Here is a 19,928-nt window from a genome sequence, read left to right on the forward strand (position 1 = left end):
AGGGTTACTGCTTCCGGCTGCCGGAGATTTCTGCCAAGGCTTTTCTAAACTCAAAGAAAAACAGGATGGCAGTAAATGTAACGGCCAGGATATCCGCAACCGGCTCGGCCATATAAACTGCATTTGTCCGGTCAGCACGGAAAATATTGGGCAGGATATAGATCAGCGGGATGACCAGAATAAATTTCCGGACAATAGCCACAATGATGGAATCTTTGGCTCTGCCAAGGGAGATAAAGGTCATCTGGCAGGCAATCTGGATACCAAAGATAAACACAACTGCCATATAGATCCGGAGCGCTGTTTTTGTGAAAGCAAGTAATGTACTGTCCGAAGTAAACATTCCGGCAAAGATCTGCGGGAAGATCATAATGATCAGCCACAGGATCACGGAATAAGAAACACTTGTTTTTATAAGAAGCTTAAATGTAGAACGTACACGTTTTTCGTTACGTGCACCATAGTTGTAGCTGATGATAGGCTGTGCACCCTGACCAAGTCCCTGAAGAGGAAGCATGGCAAACTGCATGACGCTGGTAAGGATGGTCATGGCTCCTACGGCAACATCCCCGCCGTATTTTAAGAGGGAGGAGTTGTAGCAGACAGAGATAACGCTTTCACTGAGCTGCATGACAAAGAGAGAAGAGCCAAGAGCCATACAGGGCAGAATGATATCGGCTTTCAGTTTCATGGTGCTTTTCCGAAGCTTCAGGAAGGTCTTTTTTCCAAAGAGGAAGGAGAGGACCCAGATGCAGGAAAATGCCTGGGAGATCACTGTTGCCAGAGCAGCGCCCCGGACACCCATGTGGAATCCGAAAATAAAAACCGGATCCAGAATAATGTTGGAGATCGCACCGATCAATACGGAGAGCATTCCGGTTTTTGCGAATCCCTGGGCTGTGATGAAATTATTCATGCCAAGAGTCAGCTGTACAAAGATAGTTCCTACTGCATAGATATTCATGTAACCCACCGCATAGTCGATGGTGTTTGCACTGGCGCCGAATGCAAGGAGAAGGCTGCGGTTTCCGAGAAACAGGATAACAGTCAGGATCAGGGAGATGATGATCTGCATGGTGAAGCAGTTTCCGAGAGTCTGTTCGGCTTTCGACGTGTCATTTTTACCCATAAAGATGCTGGCTCTGGGAGCGCCTCCGTTTCCGACAAGAGCAGCGAAGGCAGATACGACCATAATAAGCGGCATACATACACCTACACCGGTAAGGGCAAGAGCACCCTCTCCGGGAATATGACCAATATAGATACGATCGACGATATTGTAGAGCATATTGATGAGCTGTGCGGCAACGGTAGGAAGTGCAAGCTGCAGAAGAAGCTTTCCGACAGACTCGGTTCCTAAAAAGCTTTTGTCTTTTTCCATTTTTTTATTCCTTTCGTGTTTTTTGATAGTATATAATAAAGACCTGACAGATTTCTCCGTCAGGTCTTTTATGCGAATGCCGCTGGCCGGACTCGAACCGGCACGGATCGCTCCGCTTGATTTTGAGTCAAGTGCGTCTGCCAATTCCGCCACAGCGGCATATCCATTTATTATAATAGCACAGTATCAGGTGGCTTGCAAGGATTTTTTCAGAATAAAGGTATTATTTGGAAATATTTTTAATTCTAAAAAGTTTATGAAATCGGATGAGGCATCCTTGAAATTGACTGAAAAAAGTGGTAGAGTGTACTACAAGGCTGTACCACTTGATATAGCACTGTGGATATAGCAATATACTATAAGATAACGGAGGAGACTGCATGAATCTGAATTCAAAAAAACCAGAGAAGCGGCCACTGTATGTATATTACATTATTGCGGTCGTAATTATTGTTCTGCTGAATGTTTTTGCTCTTCCTGCTCTTTCTGAGAGAAGTGTAAAAGAGACCGATTACACCACCTTCCTGAAAGCTGTAGACAGAGGAAAAGTATATGAAGCAACTATTAATTCTGATTATATCTATTATACGATGAAGGTAGATGGAAATGATGTCTATTGTAAGACGGTATCTGTAGAGGATCAGGATCTTGTATCCCATCTTTACGATGCGGGCGTAAGTATAGAGGGTACTGCACCTCAGAGACAGTCCCTGCTTTTATCTCTGATCCTGGGATATGTACTCCCGATCGCAATTTTTATTCTCCTGGGACGCTGGCTCAGCAAGAAGATGATGAGTTCCATGGGAAACGGAGGACCGGGAGGAATGATGTCCTTTGGCAAAAGCAATGCCAAGGTTTATGTGAAATCCTCTACGGGAATCAAATTTTCAGATGTTGCCGGTGAGGATGAAGCCAAGGAGCTTTTGACGGAAATTGTAGATTTCCTTCATAATCCGGAGAAATACAGAGAGATCGGTGCTTCCATGCCGAAGGGTGCCCTTCTTGTAGGCCCTCCCGGAACCGGTAAAACTCTTCTTGCCAAGGCAGTTGCCGGTGAGGCGGAGGTTCCGTTTTTCTCAATTTCCGGTTCGGAATTTGTGGAGATGTTTGTGGGTATGGGTGCTGCCAAGGTCCGTGATCTTTTTAAACAGGCCAATGAGAAGGCACCATGTATCGTATTTATTGATGAGATCGATACCATCGGCAAGAAACGTGACGGCTCCGGAATGGGCGGCGGAAACGATGAGCGTGAGCAGACACTGAACCAGCTTTTGACAGAGATGGACGGTTTTGACGGTTCCAAGGGTGTTGTGATCCTGGCAGCTACCAACCGACCGGATTCCCTTGACCCTGCACTTCTTCGTCCGGGACGTTTTGACAGAAGGATCCCGGTTGAGCTTCCGGATCTTCAGGGGCGTGAGGAAATCCTGAAGGTTCATGCCAAGAAGATCAAAATTGCGGATACAGTCCGGTTTGATGAAATTGCCAAGGCGGCAGTCGGTGCCTCCGGTGCGGAGCTTGCCAATATTGTCAACGAGGCAGCTCTCCGTGCAGTCCGCGACGGACGGAAATTTGCCACACAGGCGGATTTTGAAGAAAGCATCGAAGTTGTTATTGCCGGATATCAGAAAAAGAACCGTGTACTTTCCAATAAGGAAAAGCTGATCGTTTCCTATCATGAGGTTGGTCATGCACTGGTTGCTGCCAAGCAGACAGATTCTGCACCGGTCCATAAGATCACGATCATTCCACGTACCTCCGGTGCACTGGGATATACCATGCAGGTAGATGAGCAGGAACATTTCCTGATGACTAAGGAAGAACTGGAGAATAAGATCGCTACATTTACAGGCGGCCGTGCAGCGGAAGAGCTGATCTTCCATTCCATTACTACCGGTGCCTCCAATGATATTGAGCAGGCGACTAAGATTGCCAGAGCGATGATCAGCAGGTATGGTATGAGTGATGATTTTGACATGGTTGCCATGGAAAATGTAAGCAATCAGTATCTTGGCGGAGATGCAAGTCTAACCTGTTCCTTTGAGACGCAGACGCTTTTGGATAAGAAGGTTGTGGAGCTTGTAAGACGGGAGCATGAAAAGGCTACGAAGATCCTGACAGATAACATCGGAAAGCTCCATGAGATTGCCAAGTATCTGTATGAGCATGAGACGATCACCGGTGAGGAGTTTATGAAGATCTTGAATGAAGCGCCGGTGGAGATTGAGAATACACAGGAAAATTAAATATGTTGGCGGGAGGGACGCCGAAGGGAATACTTCTGTAAGGTCTTCGGCTTCCGTTGGGCGTTAGTTCTAAGGCCCTGAAAATCTGCTAAAACCATTAAAAAAAGTTCGGAACTCGCGGCTTGTTGCCGCTCAGACAGCCGAACTTTTTTTTATAACGCAGATTTCCAGAACCTAAGGACTAGCAGCCCTCCTCCAGAGACAGAGCCATACAGAAGTATTCCCTCCGGCTGTGCTCTGGCCATGTGGATTGCTTCTGACTAGTCTTTACCATATTTCCGGGTGTACCTTGGAACAGGTGAGTGCCAGACTTCCGGGGCCGATGTGGCAGGAGACGCTCAGGGAGAGAGGGAAGATGTTGACTTCACCGATATTCGGGAAGGTGGTGAGGACTTCTTTTTGGAATTCTTCGGCTGCTTCCAGGTTGTGGGAGTGGATGACATCCAGGTTGATCTTTTCTCCAAAGCGGTCTGCAATGTCATCTTTGATGGCTTTAGTCATAGTGTTTTTTGCCTGGGTCATGGTGCGGGCCTTGGAGAAGGCGTCCAGCTTTTCGCCCTGGATCTGCAGAACCGGTTTCAGACGGAGCATGGTTCCGATGGCTGCAGCTGCAGGAGTGATGCGGCCGCCCTGTTTCAGGTACTTCAGAGTAGCTACAGTGATATAGATGCTGGAGTCGAAGCGGGTTTCTTCCAGCCAAGTTCCAATCTCATCGGCAGAGAGACCGTTTTTAGCCTGCTGGATAGCCTCGATGGCAGAGTAACGTAAGGTTCCGGAGATCCTCTGGTTGTTTACGACACGTACACGGCCATCATAGTCTTCTGCAAGCATGCGGGCAGTCTGCATGGAACTGGAGAGACCGCTGGACATGGGGATATGTACGATCTCGTCGTAGTCTTTGAGCAGCTTGTCCCAGAGGGTAGTGACGGATTCCGGTGTGGGCTGGGATGTGGAAACTTTGCAGCCTGGATTTTGTTCAAGATGCTGAAAGAACTCTGATTGGTTCATGTCAATGTCTTCCAGATATTCCTTATCATCTATAAAAAACGGCATTGGAAGCATGTAGATGCCAAGGTCTTTTACCTGAGCGGGAGACATGCCGCAGTTACTGTCTGTAACGATTGCTATAGATTTCATAATGGTGATCCTCCTTGCCTGGATTTTCATATTTGGTCAGTTTTTCTGTTTTCTGACCGGGATATCTCAAGTATACCACAGGAAACCGCCCTTGTCATTCAACGTTTAATTCGCTATAATGATATAATATTCTGGGAAATATTTCCCCAGTCTGGGGCAAATTGTGAAGCGGGATCTCAGAAGAGGCTTATCATATGGGAGAATCCGCTGCTTTGAAAGAGAGGGAAAATATGAACTGTCGTATTGCAGAGGGAATGGTTAATAAATATATCGATCATACGTTGCCGTTGAATGATCTGGAGGATTTTCTAGAGCATATTGAGAAGTGTTCCTCCTGCTACGATGAGCTTGCCACATATTTCATTGTACATAAGGCCATGCAGCAGCTGGATGAGAAACAGGAAGATACTGTTCTGGATTTTAAGGAGCTTCTGGAAGAGGATATCCGAAAATCCAGAAGGTATATCCGAAAAAAGAAATTTCACAGAGCGATCGCTGCAGTGGCAGTCTGCGTTCTGATCGCGGCACTGGTGGTCTTTCTTGTTTTTGTGATCCTGGAACTGAAGGAGGGAATTTGATTTTGAGTGAAAAAATATTACTGATCGATGGTCACAGCATCCTGAACCGTGCGTTTTATGGTCTGCCGGATCTTACCAATGCAGAAGGATGCCATACAGGAGCGGTATATGGATTTCTGAATATTATGTTCAGGATCATGGAGGAAGAGAAGCCGGAGTATCTTACCGTTGCATTTGATCTGAGTGCACCTACGTTCCGGCATAAGAGATATGAAGCTTATAAAGGTACCCGAAAACCCATGCCGGAGGAGCTTCGGGAACAGGTTCCGCTGATCAAGGAGATGCTTTCTGCCATGGGAATCAACATCATGTCCCTGGAAGGCTATGAAGCAGATGATCTTCTTGGCACGGTCGCCAGAAGAAGTGAAGCAAAGGGTATGGATGTTACCATTCTTTCCGGAGACCGTGATCTTCTTCAGCTTGCCACAGATAAGGTGCTGATCCGGCTTCCGAAGACTGTCCGGGGAAAGACAACCGTTGAAAATTACCATACAGCGGAAGTTCTTGAGAAATATCAGGTAACGCCGCCGCAGATCATAGAACTGAAAGCGCTGATGGGCGACAGCTCCGATAATATTCCGGGAATCCCGGGCGTTGGAGAGAAAACCGCGACCAAGATGATCGTGCAGTTCGGTTCCATTGAGAATGCTCATGAGCATCTGGAAGAAGTAAAGCCTAATAAGGCGAAAGAATCTCTTCGTGAGCATTATGATCTGGCACAGCTTTCCAAAGAGCTTGCAACCATCAACACAGATAGTCCGCTGGAATTTTCCTACGAAAAAGCGAAAGTGGAAAATCCCTATACTCCGGAGGCATATGAATTGTGTAAACGCCTGGAATTTAAGAACATGCTGAACCGTTTTGATCCGGCTACGACAGCAGATTCCTCCATGGAACTGGAATTTTTTACCTGTAATGATCTTTCCGGTGTGGAGGCACTGTTTGAAAAAGCAGCGCAGAAAGATCAGGTGGGTATTTCTGTTCTTGCAGATCCGGATCAGGTGTATACCGTGGGATTGGTCCTGGATGAAAAAGAAATCTATCAGATTCCGGTGGGAGGACTTCTCACAGGGGATTACCTTTGCGGAAAACTGAAAACTCTGGCGGACAGTACGGTGCTCTGTGCTATGGATATTAAATCAGTTCTCAAACATGTTTCCCTTGATGATCCGAAGAAGGTTTTTGATGCGGGGGTTGCTGCATATCTTCTGAACCCGCTGAAATCTTCCTATTCCCATGATGATATCGCCAAAGAATATCTGGATGGTATGATGTTCCCCTCAAAGGAAGACCTTCTTGGAAAGACTTCTCTGAAAAAGGCCTGGGAAGAGGAACTGGAATGCCTTGGAAATTATGCCTGCTATCAGGCGTTTGTGCCCTGCATGGCCCGAAAGGTTCTTCTTGAAAAACTGGATGAAACAGGCATGCGTAAGGTTTATGATGAGATCGAGCTTCCTCTTGTCTTTACCCTGGATTCCATGGAAAAATGGGGGATTTCCGTTAAGGGTGAAGAGCTTAAGAACTATGGTGAAAAACTTAAAGTCCGTATCCAGGAGCTGGAAAAAACCATCTGGCAGGAAGCAGGGGAGGAGTTTAATATCAATTCCCCGAAACAGCTGGGTGTGATCCTTTTTGAAAAGCTGGGACTTCCAGGTGGAAAGAAGACCAAGACCGGCTATTCCACAGCGGCGGATATCTTGGATAAGCTGGCGCCGGATCATGCCATCGTAAAAGATATCCTGGAGTACCGCCAGCTGACCAAGCTGAAATCCACTTATGCAGATGGTCTCGGAAATGTGATCGGAGAAGATGGAAGGATCCACTCTACTTTTAATCAGACGATCACAGCAACCGGTCGTATCAGCAGCACAGATCCGAATCTTCAGAACATACCGGTCCGCATGGAGCTGGGCAGGCTGATCCGTAAGGTTTTTGTGCCGGAGGAGGGATTTGTATTTCTGGATGCAGATTATTCCCAGATCGAGCTTCGTGTGCTGGCACATATGTCCGGTGATGAAAAACTGATCCAGGCTTATCGTGAGGCGGAGGATATCCACCGGCTCACCGCATCCCAGGTGTTTCATGTGCCGCTGGATGAAGTGACATCTCTTCAGCGAAGAAATGCCAAGGCGGTAAATTTCGGAATCGTTTATGGGATCAGTTCCTTTGGACTGAGCCAGGATCTGAGTATTACCAGAAAAGAGGCAGCTGCCTATATTGAGAAATATTTCGAGACCTATCCGAAGATCAAGGGCTTTCTGGACGGTCTGGTAAAGGATGGCAAGGAACACGGTTATGTGACAACTATGTTCGGCAGACGAAGGCCTGTGCCAGAGCTGAGATCCAGTAATTTCATGCAGCGCTCCTTCGGAGAACGTGTAGCCATGAACTCTCCGATCCAGGGTACTGCAGCAGATATCATCAAAATAGCCATGAACCATGTTTATGAACGAATGAAAAAAGAGGGACTGCGTTCAAGACTGGTGCTGCAGGTTCACGATGAGCTTCTGATCGAGACAAAGAAAGAAGAGATCGAGGAAGTTTCCCGTATTCTGGAAGAAGAGATGAAGGGAGCTGCAGACCTTGCAGTGGAACTTGACGTAGATATGCACCAGGGTGACAGCTGGTATGAGGCGAAATAAATGAGAGTGATCGGAGTAACCGGCGGAGTAGGGGCCGGAAAAAGTACAGTACTTGGAATCATGGAAGAAGATTTCCAGGCATATGTGATCCAGGCAGACCAGCTTGGTCACATTCTGATGGAACCGGGGGAAGAATGTTACGATGCGGTGATCGCATTGTTTGGAAAAGAAATCATAAAAAAAGATAAAACTATTGACCGGAGACGGATTTCTGATGTAGTATTCACAGATAAGGATATGCTTTTGAAATTAAACGGGATCATCCATCCGGCTGTAAAGCAGAGAATCCTGGATCTTCTTGGAGAACAAAAGGAAGCTGGAAGAGAGATCTGTGTTGTGGAAGCTGCTCTTTTTCTGGAAGAGAATTATCAGGAATTCTGTGATGAAGTCTGGTATGTGTATACAGAGGAGGAAATCCGGATCCGTCGTCTGATGGAAAGCCGTGGCTATTCCAGAGAGAAATCTCTTGGCATTATCCGAAACCAGGTATCTGACCAGGTTTTCAGAGAACATACGGATTATGTGATCGAGAATAATGGAGATCTGAAGGATACCCGGAGACAGATCAGAGAAGGGATAGAGAGAAATGAGACTTTGTAGTATTGCCAGCGGAAGCAGCGGCAACTGTATTTATGTGGGATCTGAGGAGGCACATGTTCTGGTAGATGTGGGGATCAGCGGGAAGAGTATTGAAAAAGGCCTGAATTCCCTGGATCTTACCGGAAAAGATGTGGACGGTATCCTGATCACACATGAACATTCCGACCATATCAAGGGACTGGGAGTGATCTCCAGAAAATATGGAATTCCCATCTATACCACAGGTGGAACCGCAGATGCCATGCTTCGTATGAAATCCCTTGGAAAAATGCCGGAGGGACTGATCCACGAGATCCGGGAGGATGAGCCTTTTGGGATCAAGGACCTGACGGTAAATCCTTTTACCATTTCCCATGATGCTGCACAGCCGGTGGGTTACCGCCTGGAATGCGGAGAGCATTCTGTGGGCATTGCCACAGACCTTGGAAAATATAATGATTACATTGTAAAAAATCTGGAGAATCTGGATGCGGTGCTTTTGGAAGCAAATCATGACATCCGCATGCTTCAGGTTGGAAAATACCCTTATTATCTCAAACAGAGGATTCTGGGAGATCGTGGGCATCTCTCCAATGAGAATGCAGGACGTCTGCTCTGTCGGATCCTCCATGATAATTTGAAGGCGGTTTTTCTTGGCCATTTAAGCAGAGAAAACAACTATGAAGAACTTGCCTACGAGACTGTGTGCTCGGAGGTGACACTTGGTGACAACCCGTACCGTTCTAGGGATTTTAAGATCCAGGTAGCGAAGAGGGATCACATATCAGAAATAATCACAGTGTAGAAAGGAAAAAACGATGAAGAAGACAATTATCACAGTAGTAGGAAATGACACAGTAGGAATTATTGCAAAGGTTTGTACATATCTTGCAGAGAATCAGGTTAATATTCTGGATATTTCTCAGACCATCGTTCAGGGTTACTTCAACATGATGATGATCGCAGACACAGCAAAATGTGAAAAGGATGGCGGTGAACTTGCAAAAGAGCTTGAAAATCTGGGTAAGGAGATCGGTGTTGTGATCCACTGCCAGCATGAAGATATTTTTAACATGATGCATCGAGTATGATCAAGCAGCGAATGCGGATTGCCAATGCATATGATATCTACTTTACATCAATCATCAGGGAGAAAATAAAATGATCAATATTTTTGAGGTAAACGAGACAAATAAAATGATCGAGCAGGAGAATCTGGATGTGCGTACCATCACCATGGGGATCAGCCTTCTGGACTGTATCGATCCTGACCTGGATGCACTGAATCAGAAAATATACGAAAAGATCACCACAAAGGCCAGAAATCTGGTAGCTACCGGTGATGAGATCGCAACCGAGTACAGTATCCCGGTTGTAAATAAACGAATTTCCGTAACACCCATTGCTCTGGTTGGCGGGGCTGCATGTAAGAAACCGGAGGATTTTGTGACCATCGCAAGAACGCTGGATAAATGTGCCAAGGAAGTTGGCGTTAACTTTATCGGCGGATATTCTGCACTGGTAAGCAAAGGAATGACTCCGGCAGAGGAGCTTCTTATCCGCTCCATTCCTCAGGCAATGGCAGAAACAGAGCGCGTCTGCAGTTCTGTAAACGTTGGTTCCACCAAGACCGGTATCAACATGGATGCCGTAAAGCTGATGGGCGAGATCATCCTCGCAACAGCAGAGGCTACTAAGGACCAGGATTCTCTTGGATGTGCCAAGCTGGTAGTATTCTGTAACGCACCGGATGATAACCCGTTTATGGCAGGCGCGTTCCACGGTGTCACAGAGGCGGACTGCATCATCAACGTAGGTGTCAGTGGCCCCGGAGTTGTAAAGAAGGCTCTGGAGCAGGTTCGTGGCGAGGACTTCGGAACTCTCTGCGAGATGATCAAACGTACCGCATTCAAAGTTACACGAGTTGGACAGCTGGTTGCACGTGAGGCATCCAAACGTCTTGACGTGCCGTTTGGTATTGTGGATCTTTCTCTTGCACCGACACCGGCTATCGGTGATTCCGTAGCTGAGATCCTGGAAGAGATCGGCCTTGAGAGAGCCGGTGCACCTGGAACAACTGCAGCGCTTGCACTTCTCAACGACCAGGTGAAGAAAGGCGGCGTTATGGCAGCAGCTGCTGTGGGCGGATTAAGTGGTGCCTTTATTCCTGTCAGCGAGGATCAGGGAATGATCGATGCGGTAAACGAGGGAGCTCTTACTCTGGAGAAGCTGGAAGCCATGACCTGTGTATGCTCTGTTGGTCTGGATATGATCGCAGTTCCGGGAGATACCAAGGCGACTACACTGGCAGGTATCATCGCAGATGAGTCTGCCATCGGTATGGTAAATCAGAAGACAACTGCAGTACGTCTCATCCCGGTTATCGGTAAGGGTGTGGGCGAAACGGTTGAGTTCGGAGGTCTTCTTGGCTATGCTCCGATCATGCCAGTAAATTCCTTCTCCTGTGATGCATTTGTACAGAGAGGTGGAAGGATCCCGGCACCAATCCACAGCTTTAAGAATTAATTTTATTTTTGGACTTGACAGACTCACGTTGATGTGCTAAAGTAAACACAACTTAAAAAACAAACCAGTGAGAAAGAGAAGTAAACATTTCAGGAAGCTTCACAGAGAGCGGTGATGGTGGAAATCCGCAGGGGACCAGATGTTGAATGGACTTTCGAGGGCGGCCCGAACTATTTATCTGTACAGTAGGCGCCGACGGGAACCGAACCCGTTACCAATGAGGAGTGTATGTTAGTACACCGGAAAGTGGACGATTCGTCAATTTGAGTGGTACCGCGATAATAAAGAACTTTTATTACCGTCTCAAGCATGATATAAGCTTGGGACGGTTTTTGTGTTACAGGAAAAGCGATTCTGTTGCATGAAAGTTGTTCCGGAAAAGCAGACCGCAAGGTGTACAAAAGGTAATCATAAGCGGAAATAAGAAGGGAGAACAAAACCATGAAAAAAAGAATGTTAGTGATCGCAGCAGCAGTAGCAGCAACAACTATGATGATGACAAGCCCGGTTATGGCGGAGGATTTTAAAGTGGGCATCTGCAATTATGTAGATGATGCTTCCCTGAACCAGATCGTAGACAACATCCAGTCCCGTCTGGAGGAGCTTGGCAAAGAAAAGGGTGTCACATTTGATGTGTCTTATGATAACTGTAATGCAGATGCCAGTGTTATGGAACAGATCATTTCAGATTTTCAGGCGGATAAGGTTGACCTGATGGTTGGTGTGGCTACACCGGTGGCAATGCGTATGCAGTCCGCTACAGAGGGAAGCGATACACCGGTTGTTTTCTCCGCAGTATCTGATCCGGTTGGCTCCGGTCTTGTAGATTCTCTGGATGCTCCTGGTGCAAATATCACAGGAACCAGCGATTACCTGGATACTTCTTCTATCATGAAGCTGATCCAGGCACAGAATCCGGATGTAAAGAAGATCGGTCTTCTCTATGATGTCGGACAGGATTCCTCCACAACAGCGATCCAGGAAGCAAAAGATTATCTGGATAAAGAGGGAATCGAATATGTAGAGCGTACCGGAACCACTACCGATGAAGTCCAGCTCGCAGCAGATGCACTGATCGCTGACGGTGTGGATGCCGTATTTACACCTACGGACAACACCATCATGACAGCAGAGCTTTCTATTTATGAAAAATTCATCGACGCAGGAATCCCGCACTACACAGGTGCCGACTCCTTTGCATTAAATGGTGCCTTTGTAGGATATGGTGTTGATTATGCAAATCTGGGACAGAAAACAGCCGATATGATCGCTGACATCCTGATAGATAATGCGGATCCGTCTAAGACAGCTGTTGAAACCTTTGACAATGGTACTGCAACAGTTAATACAGAAACCTGCAAGGCACTTGGACTTGATTTCGATACCGTAAAGAAGGCATTTGAGCCTCTCTGCACACAGGTAAATGAGATCACAACTGCAGAAAGCTTTGATGAAGTAGAATCAAAATAAATTAACCGCTCACTTTTGTGAGCAGTTATGAAATAAATCCAATTGGAGGAAATCACTGTGACGATTGCAACTATGCTCTCCCTCGGGGAGACTGCCCTGAAGCTTGGACTGATCTGTTCTCTGACAGTTCTTGCTTTGTTCCTTAGTTATTCCATGCTGAATGTCTGCGACCTTTCTACAGATGGCTGCTTTACCTTCGGGGCCGCTGTAGGAGCCGTAGTTGCTGTAAGCGGACATCCGTTTCTGTCCATTGCGGCAGCCATGGCAGCAGGTGTTACATCAGGATTTGTAACGGCTATCCTGCAGACGAAGCTGGGGGTAGACAGCCTGCTTGCAGGTATTATTGTAAATACTGCATTATATTCCGTAAATATCGCGGTCATGGGAGGGTCATCCCTGATCAATATGAATCGGACGACCACAGTATTTACCATGATGAAGGATGCGCTTGCAGGTACAGCGTTAAAAGGTAGGGAAGATATCCTCATTGCAGCTATCGCAGTGATCCTCGTGATCGTATTTCTGGTATTCTTTCTGAAAACAAGACTTGGTCTTGCGATCCGGGCAACCGGAAATAATTCCGATATGGTAAAATCTTCCTCCATCAATCCGGTCTTTACAACGGTGATCGGCCTTTGCGTGGCAAATGCATTTACCGCACTTTCCGGATGCCTTCTGTCTCAGTCACAGAAATCCGTAGATATCAACATCGGTCAGGGTATGGTCACCATCGCACTGGCATCCTTGCTGATCGGAGGTACCCTTCTCGGACATGGAGGAATTTTTGTGAGAGCGGTGGGAATGGTGCTTGGTTCCTTTATCTTCCGCCTTGTGTATACCATCGCACTTCGGTTCAATATGCCGGCATTTATGCTGAAGCTGGTATCCTCTGTGATCGTTGTTCTTGCAATTTCCGGTCCGTATCTTAAGAAACAGTGGCCGCAGATCCGAAGAAGAATGACTCATGCAAAAGGGGGAAGATGATCTATGTTAAAAATCAGCCATATTTCAAAAACATTTAATCCGGGAACCGTAAACGAAAAAAAGGCAATCACAGATCTTTCCCTGGAACTGAAAAAAGGCGACTTTGCTACGATCATCGGTTCCAATGGTGCAGGAAAATCAACACTTTTTAATGCAATCTGCGGTGATTTTCTTACAGATGCCGGTTCGATCGAGCTGGATGGCAGGGATATCACATTTATGCCGCAGCATGCACGCGCAAAAGAGATCGGACGTCTTTATCAGGATCCGATGCGTGGTACTGCACCGGGAATGACGATCGAAGAGAATCTTGCACTTGCAGCCGGCAAGGGTGGGTGGCTTTCCCGCACGACCCGGCAGGAAAAAGAACGTTTCCGGGAAGAACTGAAGAAGCTGGACATTGGACTGGAAGAGCGGATGAGTCATCCGGTAGGTCTCCTTTCCGGTGGACAGAGACAGGCGCTGACGCTTTTGATGGCAACCATGAATCCGCCGAAATTACTTCTTCTGGACGAGCATACTGCAGCCCTTGATCCGGGAACTGCTGAGAAAGTCCTTAATCTCACCAGACGGATCGTGGAAGAAAATCAGCTGACCTGTCTGATGATCACACACAATATGCAGTCAGCAATTGATCTTGGTAACCGTATCCTGATGATGGACTCCGGCAATATCGTGCTGGATATCGGAGGGGAAGAGAAGAAGGATATGACCGTGGATGGCCTTCTTGAGAAATTTAAAACGGGAGTGGGCAAGGCTTTGGATAATGACCGTATTCTTTTGTCTGAATAAACGGAATAAATAATGAAGAACCGTTACCGATCATGTGTAAAGTGGAAAATGAATAGCTGCTTTACACAGGTGATGGTTCTTTTTTTATGAAAATTCTTGAGTATGTCACGTTACCGTGATAAAATAAATGAAATCACTTTGTGATTTCATTTATGAGCAAGTAGCGAAGCGGATTGCGAATATCCGTTTGATTTTATTATGGAAGAGGGACGAATGATATGCAGTTTTCAAAAAGATTGGACCGATTTGGAGATGAAATTTTTGCTGCTCTGAACAACCGACGTATGGAGCTGGAAGCACAGGGCATGAAGATCTATAACATGAGTGTGGGAACTCCGGATTTCAAGACTCCGGAATATATCAAGAAAGCTGTAGCGGAAGCAGCTATGGATGACAACAACTGGAAATACAGTCTCCGTGATCTGCCGGAGCTTCTGGATGCAGTCTGTATTTATTATAAGAAACGTTTTGATGTGGAACTGACACCGGACATGGTAATGACTGTTTATGGAAGCCAGGAAGGAATGGGGCATCTTGGCATGGCGCTTTGTGATGAGGGAGATACAGTACTTCTTCCGGATCCGTGCTATCCCGTATTTGCAGCAGGAAGTCTGATGGCAGGAGCAGTTCCTTACTATTATCCGCTGGTTGCAGAGCATGATTTCCTTCCCTATGTAAAGGGAATTCCGGAAGAAATAGCGAATAAGGCTAAATATATGGTAGTATCCCTGCCGTCCAACCCGGTAGGAAGCATTGCCACTCCGGGACTTTACGAAGAAATCGTGGAATTTGCGAAAAAATATGATATTCTGATCATTCATGATAATGCGTACAGCGATATTATTTTTGACGGGGCATTTGGAGGAAGTTTTTTGGCCACTCCGGGAGCGAAAGATATTGGAGTGGAATTTTTCAGTCTTTCCAAATCCTTCAATGTTACAGGCGCAAGACTTAGCTTTCTGGTAGGCCGGTCGGATGTGATCGCAGCGCTCCGCAAATTGAGAAGCCAGATCGACTTCGGCATGTTCCTGCCGTTTCAGAAAGCAGCTATTGCAGCACTTCAGGGACCGCTGGACAGCGTAAAAGAACAGTGTCAGAAGTACCAGGAGAGAAGAGATGCTCTCTGCCAGGGACTTCGTGATATCGGATGGGAACTTCCAAATGGAAAAGGCACCATGTTTGTCTGGGCGAAGATCCCGGGTGGCCGCACCGACAGCATGGCATTCTGTATGGAACTGATGGAAAAGGCCGGCGTCATCGTGACTCCGGGAGCAAGCTTTGGTCCCCATGGAGAGGGCTACGTACGTTTCGCCCTGGTACTTCCGCCGGAGAAGATCCGGGAAGCAGTGGAAGCGATCCGAAAAAGCGGATTAAACTGAATAACTGAAAGTTGTTCAAAATCCGATCTCAAGCCATGAAAAGATTACTTATCAGCGTTCAAGCTGCTGTGGATCTTAAATGATCCGCAGCGGCTTTTTCATCTCGTGGATGAAAGGTTGACCTGTTTTGTGGCAGAGAAGCATTTCGTAAAGATTGGAAGCCGCACAGGTTTCATTAAAAAGTCGAAGCGCAGTTTCATCGAGGATCGCAGATGCATCGGCGGCTTTGGTGATCAGCGGGATCGAGGAGTTTTTCTTGATCTGGCTGAGAAGCGGAGCGCTGTTTTTTTGAAAGCCAAGTACCCGGGCATAGGGAATGTGTCCGGGTGCTTTTGTTTTTTGGTCAAGAAAGATCCGGACAAGGCTGCGGCAGATAGCAGAACGGGTAATATCCCGTGTTTTCAAAAGATCCGCAAACTGGGAAAAACCTTCATATTGATTTCGGGATTTCAGGATACGCCGGATCAGTGCATCCGAAAGCTCCGGATACATTTTTAAAGTTTCTTCGGATTCCAGAAGCAGTTTGTAATGCAGAGGAAGATCCAGTGCTGAGTCAGAAAGCCATGCTCCTTTTTTGAGAGAATCCAGGAATCCGGGAAGGGAAGCAGAAGGGATCAACCGGGAAAGATCAGCAGACTGCACAGTTCCTTCGGATTTTTTCATAAGGCTCCGGATGCCGGAAGCAGAGGGAAATTCTTCGTCGGAAAGAAGAGAAAAATCCGTATCATGATAACCACTTCCCTTTCTTAAAAGTGCATGAGGAAGGATATGGCTGTTAAGACGGAGAAGCGCTTTGCAGTATTCGATTCCCAGGATGTTATTGGGAGAAGAAAGAATGAGTTCAATATGTTCTGATGAAACGCCGAATGTGTTATGCACGGAAGTGGCTTTTTCTCGCATGTAACGGATCAAAGCACTGCTTCTTGCAGCAGGAAAACTCATTCCGGTACGAAGATTCTGCTGAAGGAGTTTGCGGTATTCAAACGGTTCCTTTACAAGAATCTGTGCAATATTCATAAGAGTCTCTGTATCTCCGCATTCACTTCCGAAACATAGCTCATCTACAACACCAAGCCCGTCAAGAAGGCTTACGCCACCTGCGGCAAATCCTTCCGCACTGGCCGTTGCTGTCTGTATCGGCATTTCCAGGATCAGATCGGCGCCTCCAAGAAGAGCCATCTCAGCCCGGAGATGTTTTTCCATAAGAGCAGGAGCCCCTCTTTGGACAAAATCTCCGCTCATGGCGATCACAATATAATCGGCACCAAGGATCTCCCGGGCATAGCGGATCTGGTATTCGTGACCTTTGTGAAATGGGTTATATTCTGCAATGATTCCAACAACTTTCATATAAAAAAGTACCTGCCGTTTCTGAAAATTATAATGGTGCTATTTTAACATAAGCAATGTAAAAAGTTAAGCGGCATTCGAAATCTGTTTTGCTGCCATAAAACCGAATGTTGCTGTCCGCTCTGGGCCCGGCAACACCCTTTGTGAGATACAGAAATCACGCAAATTTATGATCATGCGCCGAAATCCTCGGGCCATCTGTGATCTTTATCCACAAAAAACACATCGCAGAACATTGTCGGTAAACAGTAACAATTGCACTTCAAAAAATACGCAGTATAGCCATTTTCTGACAATGAAACGCTTGAAAAGAAAAGGGTAAGGGGGTATAATAAACATAGTGTAGTGCCCGAACAGACACTAGCGTTTTTGTTACATCAAGAAAGGAGCCATTTAATCATGGGATTTGTTGAACTGCTTAAAAAAAGAGCAAAAGAAAGCGTAAAAACAATTGTACTGCCAGAGACAGAGGATATGAGAACTCTTGAGGCAACTGACAAGATTCTGAAAGAGGGAGTTGCAAAGATCATCCTCATCGGTAATGAGGAAGAGATCAACAAGAAAGCTGCAGAGGGCGGCTTTGATATTTCCGGTGCACAGATCGTAGATCCGGAGAAATCTGACAGAACTCAGGCATATATTGATAAATTTGTAGAGCTGAGAGCAAAGAAGGGAATGACACCTGAGAAAGCGAAAGAGATCCTTCATACTCAGTACCCATACTATGGCGTAATGATGGTTAAGATGGGGGATGCAGACGGTATGGTATCCGGTGCATGCCATTCTACAGCAGATACACTTCGTCCATGCCTTCAGATCCTGAAGACAAAACCGGGAACCAAGCTTGTATCCGCATTCTTCCTGATCGTTGTTCCGGATTGCGAGTATGGTGCAAACGGTGCATTCGTATTTGCTGATTCCGGTCTGAACCAGAACCCGACTCCGGATGAGCTTTCTGCGATCGCAGCATCTTCTGCTGAGTCCTTTAAGCTTCTTGTTCAGGAGGAGCCGATCGTAGCTATGCTTTCCCACTCCACTAAGGGAAGTGCAAAGCATCCTGACGTAGATAAAGTCGTAGAGGCTACAAGAATTGCCAAAGAGGAGCATCCGGAGCTTAAACTTGACGGAGAGTTCCAGCTTGATGCAGCTATCGTTCCAAGCGTAGGCGCATCCAAAGCACCGGGAAGCGAAGTAGCAGGTAAAGCTAACGTACTGGTATTCCCTGACCTTGATGCAGGTAACATCGGATACAAGCTTGCTCAGCGTCTTGGTAAAGCAGAAGCATACGGACCTGTTACACAGGGTATCGCAAAACCTGTAAATGACCTGTCTCGCGGATGCTCTGCAGATGATATCGTAGGTGTTGTAGCGATCACAGCAGTACAGTGCCAGGCAGAGGATAAATAATTATTAAAAGATCAGGAGAGTTAAATCATGAACGTATTAGTTATCAACTGTGGAAGTTCTTCATTAAAATATCAGTTAATCGATTCTGAGACAGAGAATGTACTTGCAAAGGGTCTCTGCGAGAGAATCGGTATTGACGGAAGACTGGTATACCAGAAAGCCGGATGTGACAAAGAGATCACAGAGGCAGCTATGCCAACACATAAAGAAGCAATCCAGATGGTACTGGATGCTCTTACAAACGATAAGACAGGTGCAATCGGAAGCCTTAAAGAGGTTAATGCGATCGGACATCGTGTCGTACACGGAGGCGAGAAATTTGCTTCTTCCGCAGTGATCACAGACGAGATGATCAAAGCAGTAGAAGAGTGCAATGACCTTGCACCGCTCCACAACCCGGCTAACCTCATTGGTATCCGTGTATGTGCAGAGCTTATGCCAGGCGTACCGCAGGTAGGCGTATTTGATACCGCTTTCCATCAGACAATGCCTGCTAAAGCATATCTCTATGGACTTCCGCTTGACTTCTACAAGAAATATAAAGTAAGAAGATACGGTTTCCACGGAACATCCCACAGCTTCGTATCCAAGAGAGCTGTTGATTTCCTTGGCCTTGACAAAGACAACTCCAAAGTTATCGTCTGCCACCTTGGAAACGGATCTTCCATCAGCGCAGTTGTAAATGGCAAATGTGTAGATACAACAATGGGTCTTACACCACTTGAAGGTGTTGTTATGGGAACTCGTTCCGGTAACATCGATCCGGCTATCATGGAGTTCATTGCTAAGAAAGAGAACCTGGACATTGAGGGCGTTATGAACGTACTCAACAAGAAATCTGGTCTTCTCGGACTTTCCGGCGGACTTTCCAGCGACTTCCGTGACCTCAACGAGGCAGCTGAAGGCGGAAACGAGGATGCAGCTAATGCCATCGACGTTCTCTGCTATGGCATCGCTAAATTCGTAGGCGGATATGTTGCAGCAATGAATGGTGTTGACGCGATCGTCTTCACAGCAGGTATCGGTGAGAATGCGATCCCGGTACGTGAGAAGGTTGTCAGCTATCTCGGATACCTTGGCGTAACACTTGACAAAGATGCTAACGGACATCGTGGCGAGGAAATCGTGATCTCCACACCGGATTCCAAGGTTAAGGTTGCAGTTATCCCGACAAACGAGGAGCTTGCAATCTGCCGTGAGACTGTAGCACTGGTATAATCAGCTGTTTCAGTACCGGTACAGAACCGTTCGGGCATGATCGGTAATCAGGCAGAATTATATATTACTGTGGATCAGCAGTATACATTCGGGGGGCGGACAATTAAAGGTCCACCCCCGTAATTTACCCCGAATTTCTGATTAAGCCAACAGTAATAAAAAATTAAAAAAATGTAATATTTTCCCGAAAATAACGTTGACAAATCACAAGACCATATGTATAATGGATTGAGTGTGGA

16 protein-coding genes, 1 tRNA gene and 1 other annotated feature are annotated in these 19,928 nt (G+C 46.5%); of the genes, 13 read left to right on the plus strand and 4 right to left on the minus strand.

Features of this window, described 5'->3' with window-relative positions:
- Window positions 1-4 precede the first annotated feature (4 nt).
- Both EAI83_RS08260 and EAI83_RS08265 read right to left on the minus strand, forming a co-directional pair.
- The gene (locus EAI83_RS08260; protein WP_118608058.1) at window positions 5-1,381 is read right to left on the minus strand and encodes an MATE family efflux transporter; all 1,377 of its coding nucleotides are present in this window, start codon (window positions 1,379-1,381) and stop codon (window positions 5-7) included.
- A 77-nt stretch (window positions 1,382-1,458) separates the two neighbouring features.
- A tRNA-Leu gene (locus tag EAI83_RS08265) sits at window positions 1,459-1,540 on the minus strand.
- 221 nt (window positions 1,541-1,761) lie between these two features.
- Between EAI83_RS08265 and ftsH the strand changes: the two genes are divergently transcribed.
- On the plus strand, window positions 1,762-3,627 hold the full coding sequence (gene ftsH / locus EAI83_RS08270) for an ATP-dependent zinc metalloprotease FtsH (protein ID WP_015525255.1): 1,866 nt from the start codon (window positions 1,762-1,764) through the stop codon (window positions 3,625-3,627).
- A gap of 267 nt (window positions 3,628-3,894) precedes the next feature.
- Here ftsH and EAI83_RS08275 read toward each other — a convergent pair whose 3' ends face one another.
- The gene (locus EAI83_RS08275) at window positions 3,895-4,764 is read right to left on the minus strand and encodes a DegV family protein (protein WP_129975042.1); all 870 of its coding nucleotides are present in this window, start codon (window positions 4,762-4,764) and stop codon (window positions 3,895-3,897) included.
- 194 nt (window positions 4,765-4,958) lie between these two features.
- On the opposite strand from EAI83_RS08275, the gene EAI83_RS08280 reads away from it, so the two are divergent.
- From EAI83_RS08280 to EAI83_RS08325, 10 genes are all read left to right on the plus strand, one after another.
- Window positions 4,959-5,342 carry an anti-sigma factor family protein gene (locus EAI83_RS08280; RefSeq protein WP_022427101.1) on the plus strand — a complete coding sequence of 128 codons (384 nt, stop codon included), beginning with the start codon at window positions 4,959-4,961 and terminating at the stop codon, window positions 5,340-5,342.
- A 2-nt stretch (window positions 5,343-5,344) separates the two neighbouring features.
- Entirely contained in the window at window positions 5,345-7,984 is a 2,640-nt protein-coding gene (polA, locus tag EAI83_RS08285; RefSeq protein ID WP_129975044.1) for a DNA polymerase I, read from the plus strand.
- Complete coding sequence (coaE, locus tag EAI83_RS08290) at window positions 7,985-8,584, plus strand: dephospho-CoA kinase (protein WP_129975046.1); 600 nt, start codon at window positions 7,985-7,987, stop codon at window positions 8,582-8,584.
- Window positions 8,571-9,368 (plus strand): MBL fold metallo-hydrolase, encoded by a 798-nt coding sequence (locus EAI83_RS08295; protein WP_129975048.1) that lies wholly within the window; start codon window positions 8,571-8,573, stop codon window positions 9,366-9,368. Before coaE ends, EAI83_RS08295 begins: the two co-directional genes overlap by 14 nt.
- A 13-nt stretch (window positions 9,369-9,381) precedes the next feature.
- Window positions 9,382-9,654, plus strand: a complete 273-nt coding sequence (locus EAI83_RS08300) for an ACT domain-containing protein (protein ID WP_015525249.1) — start codon at window positions 9,382-9,384, stop codon at window positions 9,652-9,654.
- A gap of 70 nt (window positions 9,655-9,724) precedes the next feature.
- Complete coding sequence (locus EAI83_RS08305; RefSeq protein ID WP_129975050.1) at window positions 9,725-11,089, plus strand: PFL family protein; 1,365 nt, start codon at window positions 9,725-9,727, stop codon at window positions 11,087-11,089.
- A gap of 58 nt (window positions 11,090-11,147) precedes the next feature.
- Window positions 11,148-11,398: a binding site (T-box leader), on the plus strand.
- Between the two features lie 132 nt (window positions 11,399-11,530).
- Window positions 11,531-12,559, plus strand: a complete 1,029-nt coding sequence (locus tag EAI83_RS08310; RefSeq protein ID WP_021652537.1) for an ABC transporter substrate-binding protein — start codon at window positions 11,531-11,533, stop codon at window positions 12,557-12,559.
- 72 nt (window positions 12,560-12,631) lie between these two features.
- Entirely contained in the window at window positions 12,632-13,543 is a 912-nt protein-coding gene (locus EAI83_RS08315) for an ABC transporter permease (protein WP_110103268.1), read from the plus strand.
- A 3-nt stretch (window positions 13,544-13,546) separates the two neighbouring features.
- Window positions 13,547-14,335 carry an ABC transporter ATP-binding protein gene (locus EAI83_RS08320; protein WP_015525247.1) on the plus strand — a complete coding sequence of 263 codons (789 nt, stop codon included), beginning with the start codon at window positions 13,547-13,549 and terminating at the stop codon, window positions 14,333-14,335.
- Window positions 14,336-14,553: 218 nt separating this feature from the next.
- Window positions 14,554-15,714: a pyridoxal phosphate-dependent aminotransferase gene (locus tag EAI83_RS08325; protein WP_110103264.1), complete on the plus strand. Its 1,161-nt coding sequence runs from the start codon at window positions 14,554-14,556 to the stop codon at window positions 15,712-15,714.
- A gap of 75 nt (window positions 15,715-15,789) precedes the next feature.
- Here EAI83_RS08325 and EAI83_RS08330 read toward each other — a convergent pair whose 3' ends face one another.
- Window positions 15,790-17,064 (minus strand): tRNA(Met) cytidine acetate ligase, encoded by a 1,275-nt coding sequence (locus EAI83_RS08330; protein WP_129975052.1) that lies wholly within the window; start codon window positions 17,062-17,064, stop codon window positions 15,790-15,792.
- Window positions 17,065-17,463: 399 nt separating this feature from the next.
- Here EAI83_RS08330 and pta point away from each other — a divergent pair, with 399 nt between their 5' ends.
- Window positions 17,464-18,471, plus strand: a complete 1,008-nt coding sequence (pta, locus tag EAI83_RS08335) for a phosphate acetyltransferase (RefSeq protein WP_015525244.1) — start codon at window positions 17,464-17,466, stop codon at window positions 18,469-18,471.
- A gap of 27 nt (window positions 18,472-18,498) precedes the next feature.
- Window positions 18,499-19,689, plus strand: a complete 1,191-nt coding sequence (locus tag EAI83_RS08340) for an acetate/propionate family kinase (protein ID WP_118369303.1) — start codon at window positions 18,499-18,501, stop codon at window positions 19,687-19,689.
- Window positions 19,690-19,928: the final 239 nt, after the last annotated feature.

Origin of the sequence: Blautia sp. aa_0143 (assembly GCF_004167315.1) — a bacterium.
Lineage (GTDB): Bacteria > Bacillota > Clostridia > Lachnospirales > Lachnospiraceae > Blautia_A > Blautia_A fusiformis.

What these genes read in the sequence shown, in the direction of transcription:
- EAI83_RS08310 (WP_021652537.1), top strand. Translation starts at nt 11,531, where the DNA reads ATGAAAAAAAGAATGTTAGTGATCGCAGCAGCAGTAGCAGCAACAACT.
- pta (WP_015525244.1), top strand. Translation starts at nt 17,464, where the DNA reads ATGGGATTTGTTGAACTGCTTAAAAAAAGAGCAAAAGAAAGCGTAAAA.
- EAI83_RS08260 (WP_118608058.1), bottom strand. Translation starts at nt 1,381, where the DNA reads ATGGAAAAAGACAAAAGCTTTTTAGGAACCGAGTCTGTCGGAAAGCTT.
- EAI83_RS08280 (WP_022427101.1), top strand. Translation starts at nt 4,959, where the DNA reads ATGGGAGAATCCGCTGCTTTGAAAGAGAGGGAAAATATGAACTGTCGT.
- EAI83_RS08305 (WP_129975050.1), top strand. Translation starts at nt 9,725, where the DNA reads ATGATCAATATTTTTGAGGTAAACGAGACAAATAAAATGATCGAGCAG.
- EAI83_RS08295 (WP_129975048.1), top strand. Translation starts at nt 8,571, where the DNA reads ATGAGACTTTGTAGTATTGCCAGCGGAAGCAGCGGCAACTGTATTTAT.
- EAI83_RS08330 (WP_129975052.1), bottom strand. Translation starts at nt 17,064, where the DNA reads ATGAAAGTTGTTGGAATCATTGCAGAATATAACCCATTTCACAAAGGT.
- EAI83_RS08275 (WP_129975042.1), bottom strand. Translation starts at nt 4,764, where the DNA reads ATGAAATCTATAGCAATCGTTACAGACAGTAACTGCGGCATGTCTCCC.
- EAI83_RS08300 (WP_015525249.1), top strand. Translation starts at nt 9,382, where the DNA reads ATGAAGAAGACAATTATCACAGTAGTAGGAAATGACACAGTAGGAATT.
- EAI83_RS08325 (WP_110103264.1), top strand. Translation starts at nt 14,554, where the DNA reads ATGCAGTTTTCAAAAAGATTGGACCGATTTGGAGATGAAATTTTTGCT.
- EAI83_RS08320 (WP_015525247.1), top strand. Translation starts at nt 13,547, where the DNA reads ATGTTAAAAATCAGCCATATTTCAAAAACATTTAATCCGGGAACCGTA.
- EAI83_RS08315 (WP_110103268.1), top strand. Translation starts at nt 12,632, where the DNA reads ATGCTCTCCCTCGGGGAGACTGCCCTGAAGCTTGGACTGATCTGTTCT.
- EAI83_RS08340 (WP_118369303.1), top strand. Translation starts at nt 18,499, where the DNA reads ATGAACGTATTAGTTATCAACTGTGGAAGTTCTTCATTAAAATATCAG.
- coaE (WP_129975046.1), top strand. Translation starts at nt 7,985, where the DNA reads ATGAGAGTGATCGGAGTAACCGGCGGAGTAGGGGCCGGAAAAAGTACA.
- ftsH (WP_015525255.1), top strand. Translation starts at nt 1,762, where the DNA reads ATGAATCTGAATTCAAAAAAACCAGAGAAGCGGCCACTGTATGTATAT.